At 69.6% G+C, this 19,342-nt stretch carries 16 protein-coding genes and 1 tRNA gene; 11 read left to right on the top strand and 6 right to left on the bottom strand.

What is annotated here, in order from left to right:
* Nucleotides 1–14 precede the first annotated feature (14 nt).
* From ASE67_RS06560 to ASE67_RS06525, 10 genes are all read left to right on the top strand, one after another.
* On the top strand, nucleotides 15–1,046 hold the full coding sequence (locus tag ASE67_RS06560; RefSeq protein ID WP_055758110.1) for a DUF2332 domain-containing protein: 1,032 nt from the start codon (nucleotides 15–17) through the stop codon (nucleotides 1,044–1,046).
* A complete protein-coding gene (gene thiL / locus ASE67_RS06555; RefSeq protein WP_055758106.1) occupies nucleotides 1,043–1,918 on the top strand; it encodes a thiamine-phosphate kinase in 876 nt (291 codons plus the stop codon). Before ASE67_RS06560 ends, thiL begins: the two co-directional genes overlap by 4 nt.
* 232 nt (nucleotides 1,919–2,150) lie before the next feature.
* Nucleotides 2,151–4,325: a sodium-translocating pyrophosphatase gene (locus ASE67_RS06550; RefSeq protein WP_055758103.1), complete on the top strand. Its 2,175-nt coding sequence runs from the start codon at nucleotides 2,151–2,153 to the stop codon at nucleotides 4,323–4,325.
* A gap of 132 nt (nucleotides 4,326–4,457) precedes the next feature.
* Nucleotides 4,458–4,739 (top strand): hypothetical protein, encoded by a 282-nt coding sequence (locus ASE67_RS18545; protein ID WP_235511817.1) that lies wholly within the window; start codon nucleotides 4,458–4,460, stop codon nucleotides 4,737–4,739.
* Between the two features lie 18 nt (nucleotides 4,740–4,757).
* Nucleotides 4,758–6,392 carry an alpha/beta hydrolase family protein gene (locus ASE67_RS06545; RefSeq protein WP_235511816.1) on the top strand — a complete coding sequence of 545 codons (1,635 nt, stop codon included), beginning with the start codon at nucleotides 4,758–4,760 and terminating at the stop codon, nucleotides 6,390–6,392.
* A gap of 204 nt (nucleotides 6,393–6,596) precedes the next feature.
* Nucleotides 6,597–6,815 carry a translation initiation factor IF-1 gene (gene infA / locus ASE67_RS06540; protein WP_003049127.1) on the top strand — a complete coding sequence of 73 codons (219 nt, stop codon included), beginning with the start codon at nucleotides 6,597–6,599 and terminating at the stop codon, nucleotides 6,813–6,815.
* A 29-nt stretch (nucleotides 6,816–6,844) separates the two neighbouring features.
* The gene (locus ASE67_RS06535; protein ID WP_055759253.1) at nucleotides 6,845–7,414 is read left to right on the top strand and encodes a Maf family protein; all 570 of its coding nucleotides are present in this window, start codon (nucleotides 6,845–6,847) and stop codon (nucleotides 7,412–7,414) included.
* A complete protein-coding gene (locus ASE67_RS06530; RefSeq protein ID WP_055758101.1) occupies nucleotides 7,407–8,381 on the top strand; it encodes a hypothetical protein in 975 nt (324 codons plus the stop codon). Before ASE67_RS06535 ends, ASE67_RS06530 begins: the two co-directional genes overlap by 8 nt.
* Entirely contained in the window at nucleotides 8,359–8,559 is a 201-nt protein-coding gene (locus tag ASE67_RS17690) for a DNA gyrase inhibitor YacG (protein WP_082456982.1), read from the top strand. The genes ASE67_RS06530 and ASE67_RS17690 overlap by 23 nt, the downstream gene beginning before the upstream one ends.
* 29 nt (nucleotides 8,560–8,588) lie before the next feature.
* Nucleotides 8,589–8,664, top strand: a tRNA-Phe gene (locus ASE67_RS06525).
* A 35-nt stretch (nucleotides 8,665–8,699) separates the two neighbouring features.
* Here the strand turns inward: ASE67_RS06525 and ASE67_RS06520 are convergent.
* The 6 genes from ASE67_RS06520 to tssK are packed head-to-tail and all read right to left on the bottom strand — an operon-like array spanning nucleotide 8,700 to nucleotide 17,895.
* Entirely contained in the window at nucleotides 8,700–10,517 is a 1,818-nt protein-coding gene (locus tag ASE67_RS06520; protein WP_055758096.1) for a serine/threonine-protein kinase, read from the bottom strand.
* The gene (locus ASE67_RS06515) at nucleotides 10,514–11,266 is read right to left on the bottom strand and encodes a PP2C family protein-serine/threonine phosphatase (protein ID WP_055758093.1); all 753 of its coding nucleotides are present in this window, start codon (nucleotides 11,264–11,266) and stop codon (nucleotides 10,514–10,516) included. The genes ASE67_RS06520 and ASE67_RS06515 overlap by 4 nt, the downstream gene beginning before the upstream one ends.
* Nucleotides 11,263–11,709, bottom strand: a complete 447-nt coding sequence (gene tagF, locus ASE67_RS06510) for a type VI secretion system-associated protein TagF (protein WP_156348532.1) — start codon at nucleotides 11,707–11,709, stop codon at nucleotides 11,263–11,265. Before tagF ends, ASE67_RS06515 begins: the two co-directional genes overlap by 4 nt.
* Complete coding sequence (gene tssM / locus ASE67_RS06505) at nucleotides 11,706–15,200, bottom strand: type VI secretion system membrane subunit TssM (RefSeq protein WP_055758089.1); 3,495 nt, start codon at nucleotides 15,198–15,200, stop codon at nucleotides 11,706–11,708. Before tssM ends, tagF begins: the two co-directional genes overlap by 4 nt.
* On the bottom strand, nucleotides 15,200–16,564 hold the full coding sequence (icmH, locus tag ASE67_RS06500; protein ID WP_055759250.1) for a type IVB secretion system protein IcmH/DotU: 1,365 nt from the start codon (nucleotides 16,562–16,564) through the stop codon (nucleotides 15,200–15,202). The genes tssM and icmH overlap by 1 nt, the downstream gene beginning before the upstream one ends.
* The gene (gene tssK, locus ASE67_RS06495; protein WP_235511815.1) at nucleotides 16,561–17,895 is read right to left on the bottom strand and encodes a type VI secretion system baseplate subunit TssK; all 1,335 of its coding nucleotides are present in this window, start codon (nucleotides 17,893–17,895) and stop codon (nucleotides 16,561–16,563) included. The genes icmH and tssK overlap by 4 nt, the downstream gene beginning before the upstream one ends.
* 122 nt (nucleotides 17,896–18,017) lie before the next feature.
* Here tssK and ASE67_RS06490 point away from each other — a divergent pair, with 122 nt between their 5' ends.
* A complete protein-coding gene (locus tag ASE67_RS06490) occupies nucleotides 18,018–19,340 on the top strand; it encodes a M23 family metallopeptidase (RefSeq protein WP_055758083.1) in 1,323 nt (440 codons plus the stop codon).
* Nucleotides 19,341–19,342: the final 2 nt, after the last annotated feature.

Below are 19,342 nucleotides of genomic sequence, written 5' to 3'. Positions count from 1 at the left end.
GCAACAGACGGGCCATGGCCGACGAACCGACGAATCGCGATGCCTTTCGCCAGCAGGCGGCGTTCTGCGCGGCGATGGATGCGCCCGTGACCGCGGCGGTCTGCACCGCGCTCGCGGAGGCATTGACGCGGGAGAGCGCCACCGGGCGGCGCACGCTCGACTGGCCGGGGCAACCGATCCCCGACGCGCTGCCGCTGCGGCTGGTCGGCGGCCTCCACGCGCTTGCCCGAAAGGGCAGTGATCCCGAACTGACCGCGCTGTTCGCCGGACGGGGCGACGCGGTAGCGATCCTGCGCCGCGTGCTGGTCGAACACGACGCCGCGCTGCTGCCGTGGCTCGACGGCCCGCCGCAGACCAACGAACCGATGCGATCGGGCGTATTGATGACCGGGCTGCTTGCGGTCGCCGCCGCGCATGGTCCCGCGGTCGAGCTGCTCGAGATCGGGTCGAGCGCCGGCCTGAACCTGCTGATCGACCGCTATCGCTTCGACCTGGGCGGGGTGAGCGTTGGGCTGGACGACAGCCCGGTCACCATCCGCCCCGACTGGCGCGGGACCCCGCCGCCCGCCGCGCCGCTGGAAATCCGGTCGGTACGCGGCGTCGATATCCAACCGCTCGACGCCACCGACCCCGCCGTCGCTACCCGCCTCGCCGGCTATATCTGGGCCGATCAGCCCGAGCGGCAGGCGCGCCTTGCCGCCGCCACCGCGATGCAGCGTGCGCGGCCGGTCGATCTGGTGCAGGGCGATGCGGTCGACTGGCTCCGCGCCCGCCTTGCCGAGCCGCAGGCGGCGGGCGTTACCCGCGTCCTGCTGCATTCGGTCGTCTGGCAATATCTGGGCGATGCCCGCCGCGCCGCGATCACCGCGATGATGCAGGACGCCGCCGCAAACGCCACGCCCGAACGCCCGCTCGCCTGGGTCCGGATGGAGCCCGACCGGGTGCTGCAACGCCAGGAACTGATCGTCCAGCACTGGCCCGGCCAGCCCACGCCGCGCATGCTCGCCACCGCCCATGCCCATGGCGCGTGGATCGCAGGCGTGTGACCGAGGCCGACTTCATCGCCGCGCTGCGCCGCCTGCCGCTCCATGCCGGGGCGCATGGCCTGACCGACGATGCCGCGCATCTCGGCGACCTCGTGCTGACCAAGGACATGACCGTCGCGGGCATCCATTTCCTTGCCGGCGACCCGCCCGCCGATGTCGCGTGGAAACTGGTCGCGACCAACCTGTCCGACCTCGCCGCCAAGGGTGCCGTGCCGGTGGGGGTTATGCTCGGCTACCCGATCGGCGACGACGTCTGGGACCACGCCTTCCTGACCGGCCTCGACGCGGTACTGCGCGCGTTCGATTGCCCGTTGCTCGGCGGCGACACGGTGAAGGTGCCGCCGCACACCCCGCGCATACTGTCGTTGACCGCGCTCGGCCGCAGCGCCCATGCCCCCCGCCGCGACGGCGCGCAGCCTGGGGATAGCCTGTGGATAACTGGCACAATCGGCGATGCCGGCGCCGGCCTCGCCATCGCGCAGGGGGCGGCTGGGCCGCCGTCGCTGCTCGCCCGGTACCGTCGTCCGACGCCGCGGCTGGTCGAAGGACAGGCGCTCGCTCCCCATGTCCATGCGATGATGGACGTGTCCGACGGCCTGTTGATCGACGCCGGCCGCATGGCGGCGGCCAGCGGCCTTGCGGTGGAAATCGACCTCGCCTGCGTTCCGCTGTCCGACGATCTCAAGGCGTTCGGCCACGACGCGCTCACGGCGGCAACGGCCGGCGACGATTACGAACTGCTGTTCGCCTGCGAGGGCGAGCCTCCAGTCGCGGCAACGCGCATCGGCACGTTCCGCGAAGGAGACGGTCTGGACCTGCTCGACGCGGGTAATCCCATCCCCCTGCCCGATCGTCTCGGCTACCAGCACTAATCCTCCCCGGCACGGGGAGGGGGACCAGCGAAGCTGGTGGAGGGGGGTGTCCGCATACGGAACCATCGCATTGCGCGGTGAACCCCCTCCACCACCGCTTCGCGGCGGTCCCCCTCCCCGTGCCGGGGAGGATTTAGCTATTGCGCCCCTCGCCCATCGGCATAAGCTGCTCCCATCAAGGGCATCGACCCGACGAGACAGCCGGGCGGCCCCGTTCAGGAGGGGTTTGCGGATGACGATCGTCTATCTGGCCATGGCGTGTGCGGTATTGGCCGTGCTCTACGGCATCTTCACCGCCATGCAGGTGCTGCGCGCGCCAGCGGGCGATGCGCGGATGCAGGATATCGCCGCCGCCATCCAGGAAGGGGCCAAGGCGTATCTCGGCCGCCAGTATCGCACCATCGCCATCGTCGGCGTCATCGTCGCCATCATCCTGTTCCCGACGCTCGGCGCGCTATCGACCGTCGGCTTCGTCATCGGCGCGGTGCTGTCGGGCGTGGCGGGCTATGTCGGCATGGAAATTTCGGTCCGCGCCAACGTCCGCACCGCCGAAGCCGCGCGCGGGTCGCTGCAGGGCGGCCTCACCATGGCGTTCCGCTCGGGCGCGATCACCGGCATGCTGGTCGCGGGCCTCGGACTGTTCGCGATCGCCGGCATCTTCTGGTACCTCGTCGCCATTGCCGGCCATGGTCCGGGCGACCGCGAAGTGGTCGAAGCGCTGACCGCGCTGGCCTTCGGCGCGTCGCTCATCTCGATCTTCGCGCGGCTGGGCGGCGGCATCTTTACCAAGGCGGCCGATGTCGGCGCCGATCTGGTGGGCAAGGTCGAGGCGGGCATTCCGGAGGACGACCCCCGCAACCCCGCCGTCATCGCCGACAATGTGGGCGACAACGTGGGCGACTGCGCCGGCATGGCCGCCGACCTGTTCGAAACCTATGTCGTCACCATCGGCCTGACCATGGTGTCGATCGCGCTCTTGGTACAGGCACCGCCCGCCGAACTGCTGCGGCTGATGGCGCTGCCGCTGATCGTCGGCGGCGTGTGCATCGTCACCTCGATCCTCGGCACCTATATGGTCCGGCTCGGCAAGGGCCAGTCGATCATGGGCGCGCTGTACAAGGGGTTCTGGACCACCGCGCTGCTCGCCGTTCCCGCGATCTACTTCGCCGCCAGCTGGGCGCTGGGCGACCTCAACGCCGTGATCGGCGGCGCGGGCTTCCTCGATCCCGGCGGCGACACGCTGACCGTCGAGGGGGCGCTCGGCGCACAGGCCCCGGTCGCCGGACAGAGCTTTACCGGCATGGACCTGTTCTGGTGCATGATGATCGGCCTCGCCGTCACCGCCGCCTTGGTGTGGATCACCGAATATTACACCGGCACCGCCTATCGCCCGGTCAAGTCGATCGCGAAGGCCAGCGTCACCGGCCACGGCACCAACGTCATCCAGGGCCTTGCGATCAGCCTCGAATCGACCGCGCTGCCGACGCTGGTGATCGTCGTCGCGGTGGTCGCGTCGTACCAGCTCGCCGGGATCATCGGCGTCGCCTTTGCCGCCACCGCGCTGCTGGCGCTGGCCGGCATGGTCGTCGCCTTGGACGCGTACGGCCCGGTCACCGACAATGCCGGCGGCATCGCCGAAATGGCCAACCTGCCCGACGAGGTCCGCCGCCGCACCGACGCATTGGACGCGGTCGGCAACACGACCAAGGCGGTGACCAAGGGCTATGCGATCGGCTCCGCCGCGCTCGCCGCCCTCGTCCTGTTCGGGGCGTACACCACCGACCTGAAACTGTTCTTCCCCGACCTGACCGTCGATTTCTCGCTTTCCAATCCGTACGTCATCGTCGGGCTGCTGCTCGGCGCGCTGCTCCCCTACCTCTTCGGCGCATTCGGCATGACCGCGGTCGGCCGGGCGGCGGGATCGGTGGTCGAGGATGTCCGCGCGCAGTTCGCCGCCGACCCCGGCATCATGGCCGGCACCAGCCGTCCCAACTATGGCCGCACCGTCGACATCGTCACCCGCGCCGCGATCCGCGAGATGATCATCCCCTCGCTGCTCCCGGTCCTTTCGCCGGTCGCGGTCTATTACGTCGTCACGTGGGTGGCGGGACAGTCGCAGGGGTTCGCGGCACTCGGCGCGATGCTGCTCGGCGTCATCGTCTCGGGCCTGTTCGTCGCGATCTCGATGACCAGCGGCGGCGGCGCATGGGACAATGCCAAGAAATATATCGAGGACGGCAATTACGGCGGCAAGGGGTCGGAGGCGCACAAGGCGGCGGTTACCGGCGACACGGTGGGCGATCCGTACAAGGACACCGCCGGCCCTGCGGTCAACCCGATGATCAAGATCACCAACATCGTCGCCCTGCTGCTGCTCGCCGCGCTTGCCGGCGGGGGCGCGGGATAAGCCATTGCACCTCGCCGTGGCCGCGCTACCATCGCGGGCGAACGGCGGGGGCTTTTCGATTCAGGACGGACGCGCGCTGCCGGGGGGCGGCATCGCGCGGCCCCCGCCCCCCGGCGCATACGGGGGACGAGAATGCGGCTGTTGCCATGGATCGGATTGACGCTTGCCACCGCCCTGCCGGCACAGACCCCGGCGCCCGTCGCCGCGGTCGACCCGGCCACGCCCGTCCCGATCACCACCTTCGCCGAACTGCCACTGCTCGAATCTCCCAGCCTATCGCCCGACGGCACGCGGTTGATGGCGAAGGGCGCGGTGAACGGAAAGCAGGTGCTGCTGCTCACGTCGCTGATCGATACCAAGCAGAACCACACGATGGCTGCCCCCGAAAACACCGACATCAACTGGTGGCGCTGAGTCAATGACGACTGGGTCGTGATCGGTCTCGGTGCGCAGCAGGATTATTTCGGCCAGGAAATCTACGTCACCCGCGTGCTGGCGATCAGCACCGACCTGAAGACCACCCGCCGGCTCGACTGGAACAGCTCGGGCGTGCGCGCCGACGATGTGCTGTGGGTCGCGCATGACGGAACCCCGCGCATCCTGTTGTCGAAACAGACCGGCATCGAAACCGAAGCCGATTTCAACCCGTCGGTGTTCGAGATCGACGTATCGACCGGCAAGTCGCGCCGCGTGGCGGAGGGGCGTCCCAACGTCCGCACCTGGTACGCCGATGGCGAGGGGCAGGTCCGCGCCGCCTATCAATATAACGATGCCACGCGCAGCTCGGCGCTGCTGTACCGCGCGAACAACCGCGACAGTTTCCGCCCAATCGCCCGCCGCGCGCGCAAGGACGAGGACGGGATGACCATCCCGCTCACCTTCCGCGCCGATGGCACCACCGCCGTCGCCTATGACGACGAAGGCGGCTATACCGCGCTGTACGAAGTATCGCTGCCCGACCTGAAGCTCGGCAAGAAGCTCTACGCGCTCGACGGCTATGACGTCGACGACATCATCGACAACGCGCAGGAAAACGACGTGGTCGGTGCCACCGTCACCGACCATCATGGCCGGTCGGTCTGGTTCGACAACGACCTGAAGGAATTGCAGCAGGCGATCGACGGATCGGTCGGCGACCGCCGCGCCCGTATCATATCGTGGAACCGGACGCGCACCCGCTTCCTGATCGAAGTCGCCGCCGCGTCGCAGCCCGGCGCGCTGTATTTCTGGGACACCGGCAATGCAAAGATGAACCGGCTGGCCTGGAACAGCCCGATATTGCAGAGCCGCCGCCTCTCGCCGGTCAGCACCATCCGCTATGCCGCACGCGACGGGACGCCGATCGAAGCGGTGCTGACGATGCCCCGCCACCGGATGGGGCAAAAGAACCTGCCGCTGATCGTCCTCCCCCATGGCGGCCCGTCGGTGCGCGACAGCGAAGGCTGGGACTGGTGGACGCAATATCTGGCGGAGATCGGCTATGTCGTGATCCAGCCAAATTATCGCGGATCGTCGGGCTATGGCATCGCCTTTGCCAAGAAGGGCGCGGGCGAATGGGGCCTGAAGATGCAGGACGACCTGAACGATGCGGTCACCCATCTGGCGAAACAGGGCATCGCCGATCCGAAGCGGGTGTGCATGGTCGGCGCGTCCTATGGCGGCTATGCGGCGATGCGCGCGGCCCAGCGCGACGGAAATCTGTACCGCTGCGCGGTCAGCTATGCCGGCGTGTCGGATCTGGCGGCGCTGCGCCGGTACGACAGCCAGTTCCTGAACGGCCGCACCATCGGCGACTGGCTGAAGACGCAGGCCCCTGATTTCCAGCTGATCTCGCCGCGCTTCCATGCCGGGGATTTTTCGACCCCGATCCTGCTGATGCACGGCAAGGTCGACAAGCGCGTGCCGGTCGCCCAGTCGCGCAATCTCGCCGCCGAACTGAAGAAGGCGGGCAAGCCCTATCGCTACGTCGAACAGCCGCTGGGCGACCATTTCTTTTCCCGCAGCGAGGACCGGCTGCAATTCCTGAGCGAGATGACCGCGTTCCTGAAGGAGTATAATCCGTCGTAACGGCCGCTCGCCGTCCCCGCCTGCTCGAGAATGACGAACGGGCGGGACCCTTGCTTCACCCAATCCCACCCCTTATTTAGACCAAACAGTGTCGACCGGCCGTGCCAGCCACGGGTCCGGTCGTTCGCGCTTTCCTTTTTATCGTTTAGCGCCTATGGGAACCCGCCCGGTTGCCGGTGCGCCATAATCTCATGAGGTATTTGTTTGGCGAAGGAAGAACTTCTCGAAATGCGCGGCCAGGTGGTCGAACTGCTGCCCAACGCGATGTTCCGCGTCCGGCTCGAGAATGACCACGAAATCCTGGGGCACACCGCCGGCAAGATGCGCAAGAACCGCATCCGCGTGCTGGTCGGCGACGAAGTTCTCGTCGAACTCACCCCCTATGACCTGACCAAGGGTCGCATCACCTACCGCTTCAAGTAAGCGATAGCCGCATGACCGCGCCTTCGGCCATGCGCCTGATTCTCGCCTCGACCTCGCCCCGCCGCCGCGACCTGCTGGCACGGATCGGCGCGGTGCCCGATCGGGTCGAGGCGCCCGATATCGACGAAAGCCCGCTGAAGGGCGAATTGCCGCGCCCCTATGCGCTGCGCCTTGCCGAGGCGAAGGCGCGCGCGATCGGGCCGCAGGAAGGCGCTGTGGTGCTGGCCGGCGACACGACGATCGCGCTCGGCCGACGCATCCTGCCCCCCGCCACGACCGAGGATGTCCAGCGCGAGCTGCTGGGGCTGCTGTCCGGCCGTCGCCACCACTGCCTGTCCGCCGTCTGCGTGCTGATGCCCGACGGGCAGGCGCGCATCCGCATCGCCGACACGATCGTCGCGTTCAAGCGCCTCGAACCGCGCGAGATCGACGCCTATGTCGCGTGCGGCGAGGGCCTCGGCAAGGCCGGCGGCTATGCGATCCAGGGCCGGGCCGAGGCGTTCGTCCGCTTCCTGTCGGGCAGCCATTCGGGCGTGATCGGCCTGCCGCTGTTCGACACGCGCGCGTTGCTCGAAACCGCCGGCGTCCCGCTTGGCTGACTGGATCGTCGAGCGTGGCATCGGTGAGGTCCGCGCCGCACGGATCGTCGATGGCGATATCGTCGAAGCCCGCATCGAACCCGACGACACCCTGCGCGCCGGCACCATCCTGACCGCACGCCTCGTCCGCCGCTTGCCCGTCCGGGGCGAGGGCATCGTCGCATGGGACGGTGGCGAGGCCCTGCTCCACCCGCTGCCCCGCGCCGTGACCGAAGGCGCCACGCTGCTGGTCGAGCTCACCCGCCCCGCGACCCCCGAGCCCGGCAAGCCCAAGCGCGCCCGCGCCCGCCCCGCCCTGCCCGATGCGGTCCCGTGCGACGGCCCCTCGCTGGCCGACCTCCCCGACGCCCGCATCCTCGGCCCGTTCGACCGCGATGTGCTGGGCGAGGCCGGCTGGCCGCTGCTGATCGAGGAAGCGACGACCGGACAGGTCGGCTTTCCCGGCGGCGCGCTGACGATCTCGCTGACCCCGGCGATGACGCTGATCGACATCGACGGCGAACTGGCTCCGGCCGACCTTGCGATCAGCGGCGCCCGCGCGGCGGCACGCGCCATCGCCCGGCTCGACCTTGCCGGATCGATCGGCATCGACCTGCCGACGGTGGGGGACAAGAGCGTCCGCATCGCCGCTGCCGAAGCGGTCGACGCCATCCTGCCGCAACCCTTCGAACGCACCGCCGTCAACGGCTTCGGCTTTCTCCAGATCGTGCGTCGCCGCACCCGTGCCTCGCTGCCGGAACTGTTCGCACACGTCCCCGCCCATGCCCGCGCGCTGCTGCGACAGGCGCAGCGCGACCGGGGCAGCGGCGAACGCACGCTGACCGCGCATCCCGCCGTCATCGCCGCGATCGGCGCGCGGCCCGAATGGTGCCAAGCGGTCGAACGCACGCTGGGTGCCACGCTTGCCTTGCGGGCCGACGCCGGCCTCGCCATATCCGCCGGCCATGTCCAGGCCCGCTTCCCGTAACAACTGTCCGCTGTGTTCCGCCCCGACGGACGCCGCCTTTCGCCCGTTCTGCAGCCGCGGCTGTCGCGACCGCGACATGCTGAACTGGATGGGTGAGGGATATCGCATTCCCGGCCCGATGGCATCGTCGGATGAAAAAGGCGAAACCGGGCTGGACAGCGACGATCCGCCCCGCTAACAGGCCCGCTCTCCCGGACAACCGGGCGTGCCCGGATAGCTCAGTTGGTAGAGCATGCGACTGAAAATCGCAGTGTCGGCGGTTCGAATCCGTCTCCGGGCACCACTTCTCCCCCATCGCTGAACCGAACCGCGCCAGCCTCAGCGCGCGGCCACCGATTCGAACCAGATCATCTCGGTACGCCAGCCGCGTTCGCCCGCCAGCGTTGCCACCTTGTCGCGCCAGTCGCTGCCCCGGCTGCCAAGCGGGGGAGCCAGCATCGCCGGCTCGAACGGCCCCTTGCCGGTGACCAGCAACAGCCCGGACCAGCCGGCATGGTCCAGGTCGATCTGCAGCCGGTACCGATCGTTCCCCAGATCCTTGATCGGCACTTCGTCGCGCGACGCGCGCAGCGTGGCGGCAAAGGCGGCGCGATCGGCGATCAGCATCTCGATCCGCCCCGACGGCTCGATCCCGAGCAGTGCGAAGTCGAGCGACGGCTCGCCGATGTCGATGCCGACGATCGCGTTGGCCGCCTGTCGCCCGGCATAGGCCGAGGTGGCGGGCTGCGGCCGCATCTCGAACCGGCGCTGCGGGACGCTCAGCCGGTGGCCACCATTTGCGCGAATCTGGCGAAAGGCATCCAGCGCGGCACAACCCGCCGGCGTGATGACCGCCACATCGGCGAAATCCATCCGGCGCGTGGCGATGCCCCGGTCGCGCAGCGTCTCGCCGATCTCACGCTGGGCCTGCGCCGGATCGCCCGCCACGCCGGTCAGCGCGACGTCGACCCCGCCACCCGCCGCCGTGATGTCGGTGATGCTGAGCCAGGTACAGCCGACCGAGGGCAGCGCCGTGTCGATCGCGGATCGCGCGGTCTGCACCGGATCGCCCGATGCCACGGTCGGAACATCGCCCGTCGCCTGCTCGCCCCCGCCCCGCCCCGACAGGAACAGCAGGGCGGCTACCAGGATCGCGACCAGCGCCGCCGCGCCGCCCGCCCACAGCCACCGGCGCGGCAGACCGGACGACACGACACTCGGCACCTCCGCCGCGTCCAGCGCCGCCAGCACCGCCTCCATATCGCGCAGCCGCTGCGCCGGGTCGGGCCGCACCATCCGCTCGACGACGCTGCGCAGCGGGACCGGCACGGCGGACAGGTCCAGCCCGGCGCGGCGTTTGTCGACCGCATCGACCAGCGTACCGCCCAGCCCCAGATCGGCCCCGCGCGCCACCGCGAGGATCAGCAGCCCCAGGCTGTAGACATCGGTCCACGGCCCCAGCGCCCGATCGAAATCGCCCAGCTGTTCGGGCGCGACATAGCCCAGCTTGCCGGCAAAGCCGTCGCCCACGATCGTCGCGGTGCCGGGGTCGAGGTCCTTGGCGATGCCGAAATCGATCAGCTTGGCACGGCGCAGCTCACCCCCGCCCAGCAGCACGTTGTCGGGCGCCACATCGCGGTGGATCGCCCCCAGCCGATGCGCCGCGGCCAACCCCGATGCCAGCCGCCGCAGCAACCCGCCCAGTGCCACCGGATCGGGCTTAAGCGTCGGCAGCACGTCCGACAGGCTGGTCCCGTCGATATATTCGGTAACGATGTAGAGGACGCCCAGTTCGGGCTCCATCGCCAGCACGCGATACTGCACCACCGCCTCATGGTGCAGCCGGGTCAGCGTCTGCGCCTCGCGCCGGAACAGGGTGATGACGTTCGGATCGGCGGCCAGCGCCGGTAGCATCACCTTGATCGCGACGCGTTCGTCGGTGGCGAGGTTCGCGCCCTCGAACACCTCGCCCATGCCACCACGCGCCAGGAAGCGGCGCACGACGAACATATGGTTCAGCACGTCGCCGGGCTGGATATGGGCGCTGCGCTGCGCCACGGTGCCGCCGACGGGTTCGAACACGGTCCGGTCGGCATCACCCTCGCCCCGGCCGTCGCCCGGCTGGAACACGGTGCGGTCGTCGTCGTCGCCGGTCATGCCGCGCCCCGCCCCAGCGACAGCGCCGTCGCCTCCTCGACCGCGACCAGTACGATGGTCACATTGTCCGGTGCCCCACCCGCCAGCGCACTGGCGACCAGCCGGTCGAGCGCCGCCTGCCGGTCGGGCAGGGCCATGGCGGCGGCAATCGCGGCATCGCCGGTCGTCGCAGTCAGCCCGTCGCTGCACAGCAGGAACAGGTCGCCGGGCAGCGCATCGTCGGTCACCACGTCGACCGCCAGCCGCGCCCCCACCCCTACCGCGCGCGCCAGCACATGGCCGCGCGGATGGTCGCGCGCCTCCTCGGGCGAGATCAGCCCGCGATCGACCATTTCCTGCACCTGGCTATGGTCGCGGGTCAGCGGGTGCAGCACCCCGTCGCGCAGCACATAGGCGCGGCTGTCCCCGACCCAGATCGCGGAGAAACAGCCGTCGCGCACCAGCAGCGCGACCACGGTCGACCCCATCTGCTGCGTCCGCCGCTGCGCCTCGGCCCAGATGCGGCGGTTGGCGCTGTGCACCGCGTCGGCGACGGTGCGGGTCGCCTCGTGGAAGTCGCCGGGCAGGTCGATCGCCTCCAGCGCCTGCACCACCGCGTTCGATGCCCAGTCGCCATGGGCATGGCCGCCCATGCCATCGGCGACCGCCCACAGGCCCAGATCGGGCCGCGCGCAGAAACGATCCTCGTTGATCCGGCGCTTCAGCCCCGGATGGGTCGCGGCAAAGCCGCGCGCGCGGACGCCGCTCATGCCAGCATCTCCACGATCAGTTCGGCCGGATGGGGTCCGTCCAGCCCCTGCCCCTGCGCGCCGGACCAGCGCGTCACGACACCGCGCGGCGCAGCACCCGCCGCCGCCAGCCGATCCACATCCCAGCCTTCGGTAATCGCCGCATAGAGCAGGTCCTCGCACGCCGCCGGATCGAGCTGGGCATCGTCCGCCAGCAGCAGCACCGGAAAGCGCCGCCCTACCGCATCCTGCGACGCCGCGACCGCCCCGGCCACGCCCTCGCCCGTCGCCCGCCACGCCTGCGCCATGTCGAACCGCACGTCGAAATCGCCGGGGAAGCGCGCCCGCGCCGTCGCCAGCGCATCCGCCAGCCAGTCGTCGAGCGTGCCACGCGTTGCGGCATCCATGCCCCGCGCGACGAAATCGCCATGCGCGGGCAGCTTGCCGAACACCCACGCGGTCATAGCGTCCTCGGGCAGCGGAACGACCACAGCCCGGCGCGGCTGAACGGGTTGCGCTTCGTCGGTAGCGCGATGGCCAGCGTGCTGCGCGCCATGCCGTCACCAAAGCCGGCCTCGATCCGCTGTTCGCCGGCATTACGCTTTTCGGCGCGGTCCATCAGCCGGAACAGCGCCCACGGCCCCTCCGTCTCGATCCGCGCCAGTTCGGGACCGGGCGCAGCATCGCCGCCCGCCGGCGCGGCACCCGGTGCCGCCGGGCCATAGAGGATCAGCGACGCCTCGGGCAGCCCGCCATTGGCCGACCACAGAATCGGGCGCGGCTGGTTGCTGGTCGGCGTGAAGCGATAGCGAGTACCGCCGCTCGAGAGTTCGACCGTGCCGACCCCCTGCCCGAAACGCGCCACCGCCACCTTGATCGGCAGGCCACCGGCCAGCAGGTCGCGCAGCTCGGCACTGCGGGCAAAGGCCTCGGGCGTGGCGGGGTTCAGCGCCGCCGCCACCGGATCGCCCTCGCGCCAGCGCAATACCGGGCCGCCGGTGTCGATCAGCTTCGCCAGCCGCTGCTGCACGAATGAATCGATCACCCCGCCCATCCCGAACACGCGCAGCGTCTCAGCCATCGGCGCATCCGGGGCGCTTGCGAAGAAAGGGTAGTGCTCCTGGGCAACCCCCTGACACGCCGGCAGGACGCTCTGGGCATAGGCATCGGTCACCGCGCCACTCGCCGCGCCGATCTGCGCCGCGGCACCGCCGCCTGCCGCCTGGTTGACGAAGGATTGCAGCTGTGGCGGGGCCTGCGCCGCCGATGCCTTTACCGTGGCGAGCGCAGTGGCCATCGCCGCCTGGGTCGCGTCCGACCCGCCGCCACCACCGACCGACTGCGCGGCGATCACCGCTTGTCCCGCCGCCTTGATCCCGCCGATGAATTCATCGACCGGCGCCGAGCCGCGCCCGTCGCCGACATATTCGTGCAGGTTCGCGAAATAGCCGGTGATCTCGTCGCCCGCATCGATCCCGCTTGCCCGGTCGCGTCCGACTTCGTTCGCGACACGCCCCAGCCGCGACCGGTTCATGCCATAGCGCCCGGCCCGCGCCAGCCCGGCCTGCACCCCGCCGGTAAAGATCGTGTTCTTGCGCAGTTCGAGCAGCACGCGTTTCAGCGGCGACGGACTCTTGGTCAGCGCGCCGAACGCGGCGGGGTCGCGGAAATAGGCGCCGGGCTTCATCGCGGCGATGATCCCGTCCCATGCCGCGATATAGTCCTTGGCATACAGCCCCGCGACACCGGGGCGAACGTTGGACAATTCCTCGCCCACGCCCGCCTCGCCCGCGCCGCCCAGCACCCACAGGTCGCGCTTCAGATCCTGCTGCACCGTCGCCAACCCTGGCAGATACGCCTTCTCATAGCCTGCGCGCGTGAAGAAATAGGGGATGCGATAGGCCGCGACCGCATCGGGGTTGGCAAAGGCCAGCACATCCCCTTGCGACAGGATGTTCGCCGCCTCCCATGCCGGACCCGCCGACGCCGCCTTCTGTCGCATCACCGCATAGGCACGGTCGGCAAGGCTGAGCGTCTGCACCGCCGCGCGCGCCGACGCGACCAGTCCGGCGTCGAGCGGCGGGCGGCGATTGGCCCAGACCGACGCCATGTCGCGATCCTCCAGCAGCGCGTCGAGATGCCGGGTCAGCGCGGTGCGCTCCGCCTGGCTGTCGGCACCGGGATAGAGCTCGCCCGCCCAGTCGGCGGTGACCCACGCCTTTACCGCCTTCGCATCCATCGGGCCCTGCTGGCCGAGCATCAGATACACTTTCAGCGGTTCGTACAGCCGCATCGGATCGCGTCCATCGGCCCGCATCACCGCCTCCAGCCGCAACAGCAGGCGGGGCAGCAGGATGCGGCGCAGCGCCACGCGGTAGCTTTCCTCCGCCTGCTGGCTGAGACTCGACTGATACAACCCGAACGTCATCATCAGCGGCGGGCCACCGGCGCGCCGTTCGGCATAGCCGCGTGGCAAATTGCGCAGCGTGTCGAGCGCGGGCAGCGCGGCGCGCAGATCGGCGTCGTCCTCACGCACCTGCGCCAGATCGACACCCGCCTCGCGCAGCTGCTTTTCGGCCAGCTGCGCCCGCTCGGCCAGCGCATTATGGAACGCGCGGTTGCGGGCATAGCTGATGCCCCATGCCGCCAACACCAGCGCGGTCGCGATGCCGATTGCCGCCAGCACCGCGATCAACCGCGCGCGGTGCCGCGTCCGCGCACGCAGGTCGGTCGACCCCAGCCCGGCTTCGGGAAACATCACCTCGGTCAGCAGCCGGTTGAGGAAATAAGCGCGGCTGCGGGTTTCCATGCCGCCGGCGGGCGCTTCGTACACCTCGCCCATCGCCGCCAGGATACGGTCGAGCGGCGCCCCCTCCTGCACGCCGCTGGTCAGGTAGAATCCGCGCAACTGCGCCGGGGCATCGTCACCCGCGACGAACGCGCCCTCGGCAAAGCGCATCAGCCGCGCGCGCAGGCTGCGCAGCTGGGCGGGGAAGCCCAGCATCATGCCACGCCGCCGCTGGTCGACCTCTTCGAACAGTCGCCGTGCCTGCCGGTCGGCGATCGCCTGCGCCGATATGTCGAACGCCTGCGCCAGCGCCTCGGCGCTCGGCCGGCCATCGCCGTACGGCAATGTCGCACCGAACACTGCGCGCCGCCCCTCGACGTCCAGATCGTCGAAATAGGTGTCGAACCCGGCCAGCAGATCGGCCTTGGTCACGACCAGATACACCGGCACCGCCGTCTCCAGCGTCCGGCGCAGCTCGACCAGCCGTCGCCGTACCGCGCTGGCATGGGCGTCGATCGCCGCACAGTCGCTGCCGACCAGCGTATCGACCCCGATCGCGACGAGGATGCCGTTGATCGGTTGCGCCGGGCGATGGCGTTTCAGCAGGTTGAGGAACGCGCCCCATCCCGCCGCATCGACGGTCGCGTCCGAATCCTGCGTGGTATAGCGCCCGGCGGTATCGACCAGCACCGCTTCGTCGGCGAACCAGAAATCGAGGTTGCGGGTGCCGCCCACGCCCTTCGCCGCCTGTTCGACGAACGGGAAGCGCAGGCCCGAATGGAGCAGCGCGGTCGTCTTGCCCGCGCCCGGCGGGCCGATGATAACATACCACGGCCGGCTGTAGAGATAGTCGCGGCGATTGCCCGATGCGCTGCGCAGCTTCGCCAGCGCATCGCCCATGCGGCTGCCCAGCGCCTTGCCCTCTTCCTCGGCGGCGTCGGGTCCGGCAAGTTCTTTGGCGATGGCGTCCGACCGCTTCTTGGCCTGCCAGCGCCGCCAGCCCCACCATGCACCCCACAGCAGCGCGATGCCGACGACGAACGCGATCCGCACGCTCCACGGCCGGAAAAAGGCGAAGAACAACGGCAGCGCGAACAGGACGATCAGCGCCAGCACCAGCGCGGTCAGCAGCGTGACCGCATACCAGTTGGTGAAGAACCGCCGCATCACTGGCGCCTCGGCACGATGATCTCGACCCGGCGGTTCTGCGACTTGCCCTGCGGCGTATCGTTCGATGCGATCGGCACGCTTTCCCCCAGCCCCTTGGTCGTGACCCGCGACGGATCGGACAGGTCCTCGCGGATCAGCTTCCCGACCGTCTCCGCCCGCGCCTCCGACAGTGCCATATTGTCGGGGAAGCGCACCGTCGCCACGCGGTCGTTATCAGCATGGCCCTCGATCAGCACCGATCCGCGTTCGCCCTCGATCGCACGGCCGATGCGGTGGAACAGCGTCTCGCGCCCGGTCTCCAGTGCGTCCGATCCGGATTCGAACAGCTGCCCGACGGTGGTGCGCACCCGCACCGTCTGCGCATCCTCCTCGACCGTCACCAGCCCTTCGCGGATTTCGGGTTCGAGAAACTTGGCGAGGCGCGACGCCTGCGCACTCCGCGCCGCCGCCATCGTCTCGGCCGGGCGCGACAAGGTGAGGCGACTGTCGGGGTTCAGCGCGGCGAGCCGGTCGGACGGCAGGTCGCCGCTCGACGCCAGCATCAGCCGCAGCACCGCATAGACCAGCACCAGCAGCGCGAGTGCGCCCGCCGCCGCCAGCGCGAGGATGTTCATCCCGATCCGGGCCGGCGCGGCCTTTTCCCCGCACCAGTTGGGGACCAGTTCGACCTGCGACAGCGCGCGGACGTGCGGCAGCGCGCCGTACAACCGCGTCATGATCTCCTGCAACCGCCGCCGCCCGTCGGGCATCACGCGGAACCGCCCCTCAAACCCGGCCGCTAGGCACGCATGGAACAGCTCGATCAGGTCGAGATTGTCGTTCGGCGTGCGCAGCATGTCGTCGACCAGCTGCCAGAAACGGTCGCCACCGATATTTTCGTGGAAGAATTGCACGACCATCGACCGGCGCGCCCATTCCGCGCCATCGGCGCCGATGCCGGGCAGGTTCTGGGCGATGTCGTCGGCGGTCGCGCAGACGGCATATTTCGCGCGCTGGCGCTTTTCCTCCGGGTAGTGCGGCGCGATCGCCCGCTCGAACGTCGCGATCGCCTTGGCGCATTCGCGGTGGAATTCGGGCATCGGCATCCGCACCCGCCCGGCACGCACCGCCGCCAGCAGCGCGAGGACCGGTTCCGCTTCCGCCAGCATGATGTTGCGGACCTTGGGCGGGGTCGCCGGCAGCGGCACATCGTCTTCGGACAGCCGCGACGGGGCAAGGTTCCCGCTGCCCGGCGCATGGCCGGTACGCGACAGCGGTGGAGGCGCGCCATAGCCCGCATCCGGCGTCACGCCACGCCGCAGCCCCTGCAATGGCGACGGCCGGAAGACCGTCTTGTCGCCCTCGTCGCCGTCTTCGGTCACCGCGCGCTCCGTTTCACGCACCACAGTTCGAGCTTCAGCCCCGGCCAGTCACCCGCGACATGCAGGCCCAGCGCCGTCGCCTGCTGGAACTCGGCCCAGTCGGGCACGCCGCGATCCAGTTCGAAATAGACGAAGCCGGGCAGCACACGCAGCTGCGGCGGCGGGGTCGGGGTATGGCGCAGCGGCACGCCGGGCAGCGCGGAATCGACGATCTGCCGCATCCGCTGCACCGCGCCGATCTTTGCGACCGACGGAAACAGTCCGCGAATTTCCTCGACCGGCGCGGCGGCCGATACCGCGAGGTAGAAATAGCCGGTCTGGTACAGCGCGTGGTCGGTGATCCGCGAGACATAGGCCCCCGGCCCCGCCTGATCGAGCGGCAGCTGCACCGCCGACCGTTCGAACACTGCCGACAGCATCGATTGCAGCAGGTCGAACACCGGATCAAAACATTGCTGCGGATCGACATGATCGTAGCGCGGCAGCGGCGGTGCGCGGCGTTCGGGGCGGATTAGCGTGGCCAATTCCCCCGCCATCGACACCAGCGCCTCGAACAGACGTTCGGGATGGACCATCGGCAGATGCTGGAGATGGTCGAGCACCGGCAGCCAGCGATTGAGCGCCTGCAGCAGCAGGAACCCGGCAAAGGTATCCGACCCGCCATCGGTCGCCTCGACCGCGCGCAGGGCCAGCTCGCCCGCGCGCTGTCCGGCGCGCCCGGCGATGTCCGACAACCCGCCGCGCAACCGCGCCGCCGCCGCGATATCCAGCGTCGCCGGGATATAGCGGTCGTCGAGCATCACCCGCTTGTTCTGCACCTCGCGCACTTTCACGAGGCCCAGCGTCACCCGGCCATAGGTCTGGTCGCGGGTCACGCCGAAGCGGAGGTTCGGCCGCGCCAGCCCGACCGGCTCGCTGCTCCTATCGCTCGAAAAGCTGTCGGCAACCTCGGCATCGTCGACCAGGAAGCGCGCGTCGAGGCTGTCGCTGTCCGCCTCGCGAAACTGCACCGCACCGGGCTGTGCCGCCGGCAGCGTCAACGAAATCAGCGCATCGCGTGCATCGGCGGGAATGTCGAGTGGCGGCGGCGGCGGGATGTCGTCGGGGATCGAAAACGGCGTACCGTCGGGCAGGATGCCGGTCGCCCGCGTCACCGCGAACTTGCCCAGCGTCGCCACATCCTCGTCGATCACCAGCTCGGTCAGGCCCCATGGCCATGGCCGGATCGACGCGATCCGCGCGTTCAGCTGTGCCTCGGCGTGGCGGTCCTGCGCCTGAAAATGCTGCGGCCGCAGGAACATACCCTCGGACCACGCCACCCGGTTCTTCACCAACCTCTACCCCCTTCAGGCACGATGCACCGCGCCGGAGCCAAGTTACTGTCAGATCGTTTCGCCACAGCAATAGCTGCCGGAGGGACGCCCGGCACGGTTTTTGGTTCCAAGGGCAGGCCATGCAGCATCGCGACGATCCCGAACCGTCCTACGACCCGCGCTCGTGGAGCCGCCCCCGGCCGGTCGCCGCGCCGATGCCGCCCATCGCGAAGGCGGCACCCGCTGCCGCGCGGCGCAACCCGATACCGCTGCTCGCCGGGGTCGCCGTGACGCTGGGCGGCGCGATCCTCGCCTATGCCGCCCGCCCGGCGAACGACCCTGCCGCCGCCCCGACGCCGGCCCCTGCCGCCCCGGTCGGTGTCTCCTATGACCAGCGCGTGCTGAATATTGCGAGCGCCACCGCCATTGCCCCGACGCTGCGGTCGCTGGGCATCGCGCCGGCGGATGCCGATCGTACCGCCGACCTGGCGCAGCAGGCGCTGGGCGATACGTCCGGTCTCCTCCGCCTCGATGTCACGCTCGCCGGTGCGACGCTGCATGCCGCCACCGTGACGCATGCCGATGGCGGCGGCGTCGCGATCGAACGCGGCGGCAACGGCGCGCTGGTCGCCAAGCCGCTGACCGCCCGGCTGACGCGACGTTTGCGCTTCGTGCGGGGCGAGCTGGACGGGAACAGCTTCTATAGCTCGGCGGTCGCCGCCGGCGTCAGCGACGTGCTGGTCGGCCCGTTCGCCAACGCCTTTCGCTATGATTTCGACATCCAGCGCGAAATTTCGGCGGGCGACGTGTTCGAGGCGGGTTTCGAAGAGCGGATCAACGCCGATGGCGATGTCGTCGGCACGCCGCGCCTCGTCTACGCCTCGCTCGCCACCGCCGCCAAGACGCGCGCGCTCTACCAATATCGCCTGCCGGGCGATGCGGAGGCGGAATGGTTCGACAGCAGCGGGCGCAGCAGCCGCCGGTCGCTGATGCGGACCCCGGTCGATGCCGCGCGGATCAGTTCGGGCTTCGGCATGCGCGGCCACCCGATCCTGGGTTTTCGCAAGATGCATCGCGGCACCGACTTCGCCGCGCCCACCGGTACGCCAGTCTTCGCCGCCGGCGACGCCACCGTCACCTTTGCCGCGATGAAGGGGCCGAACGGCAATTTCGTCCGGCTGCGCCACGACAATGGCTGGGAAACGCTCTACCTGCACCTCAACCGCATCGCCCCCGCGATCGTGCCGGGCAGTCGCGTGGGTCAGGGGACGCAGATCGGAGAGGTCGGCACTACCGGCCGCTCGACCGGGCCGCACCTGCATTACGAAGTCCATATCGATGGCCAGGCGGTCGACCCGATGTCGATCGAAACCGGGGGCGGCCGCGCCATTCCGACAGCGGCCATGGCGGCATTCCGCAAGGTGCGCGACGCGATCGACGCGAAGCGGGCGGAGGCGATGTAGCC

Origin of the sequence: Sphingomonas sp. Leaf23, assembly GCF_001421585.1 — a bacterium.
Lineage (GTDB): Bacteria > Pseudomonadota > Alphaproteobacteria > Sphingomonadales > Sphingomonadaceae > Sphingomonas.
This window is presented reverse-complemented; position numbering and strand designations above follow the sequence as displayed.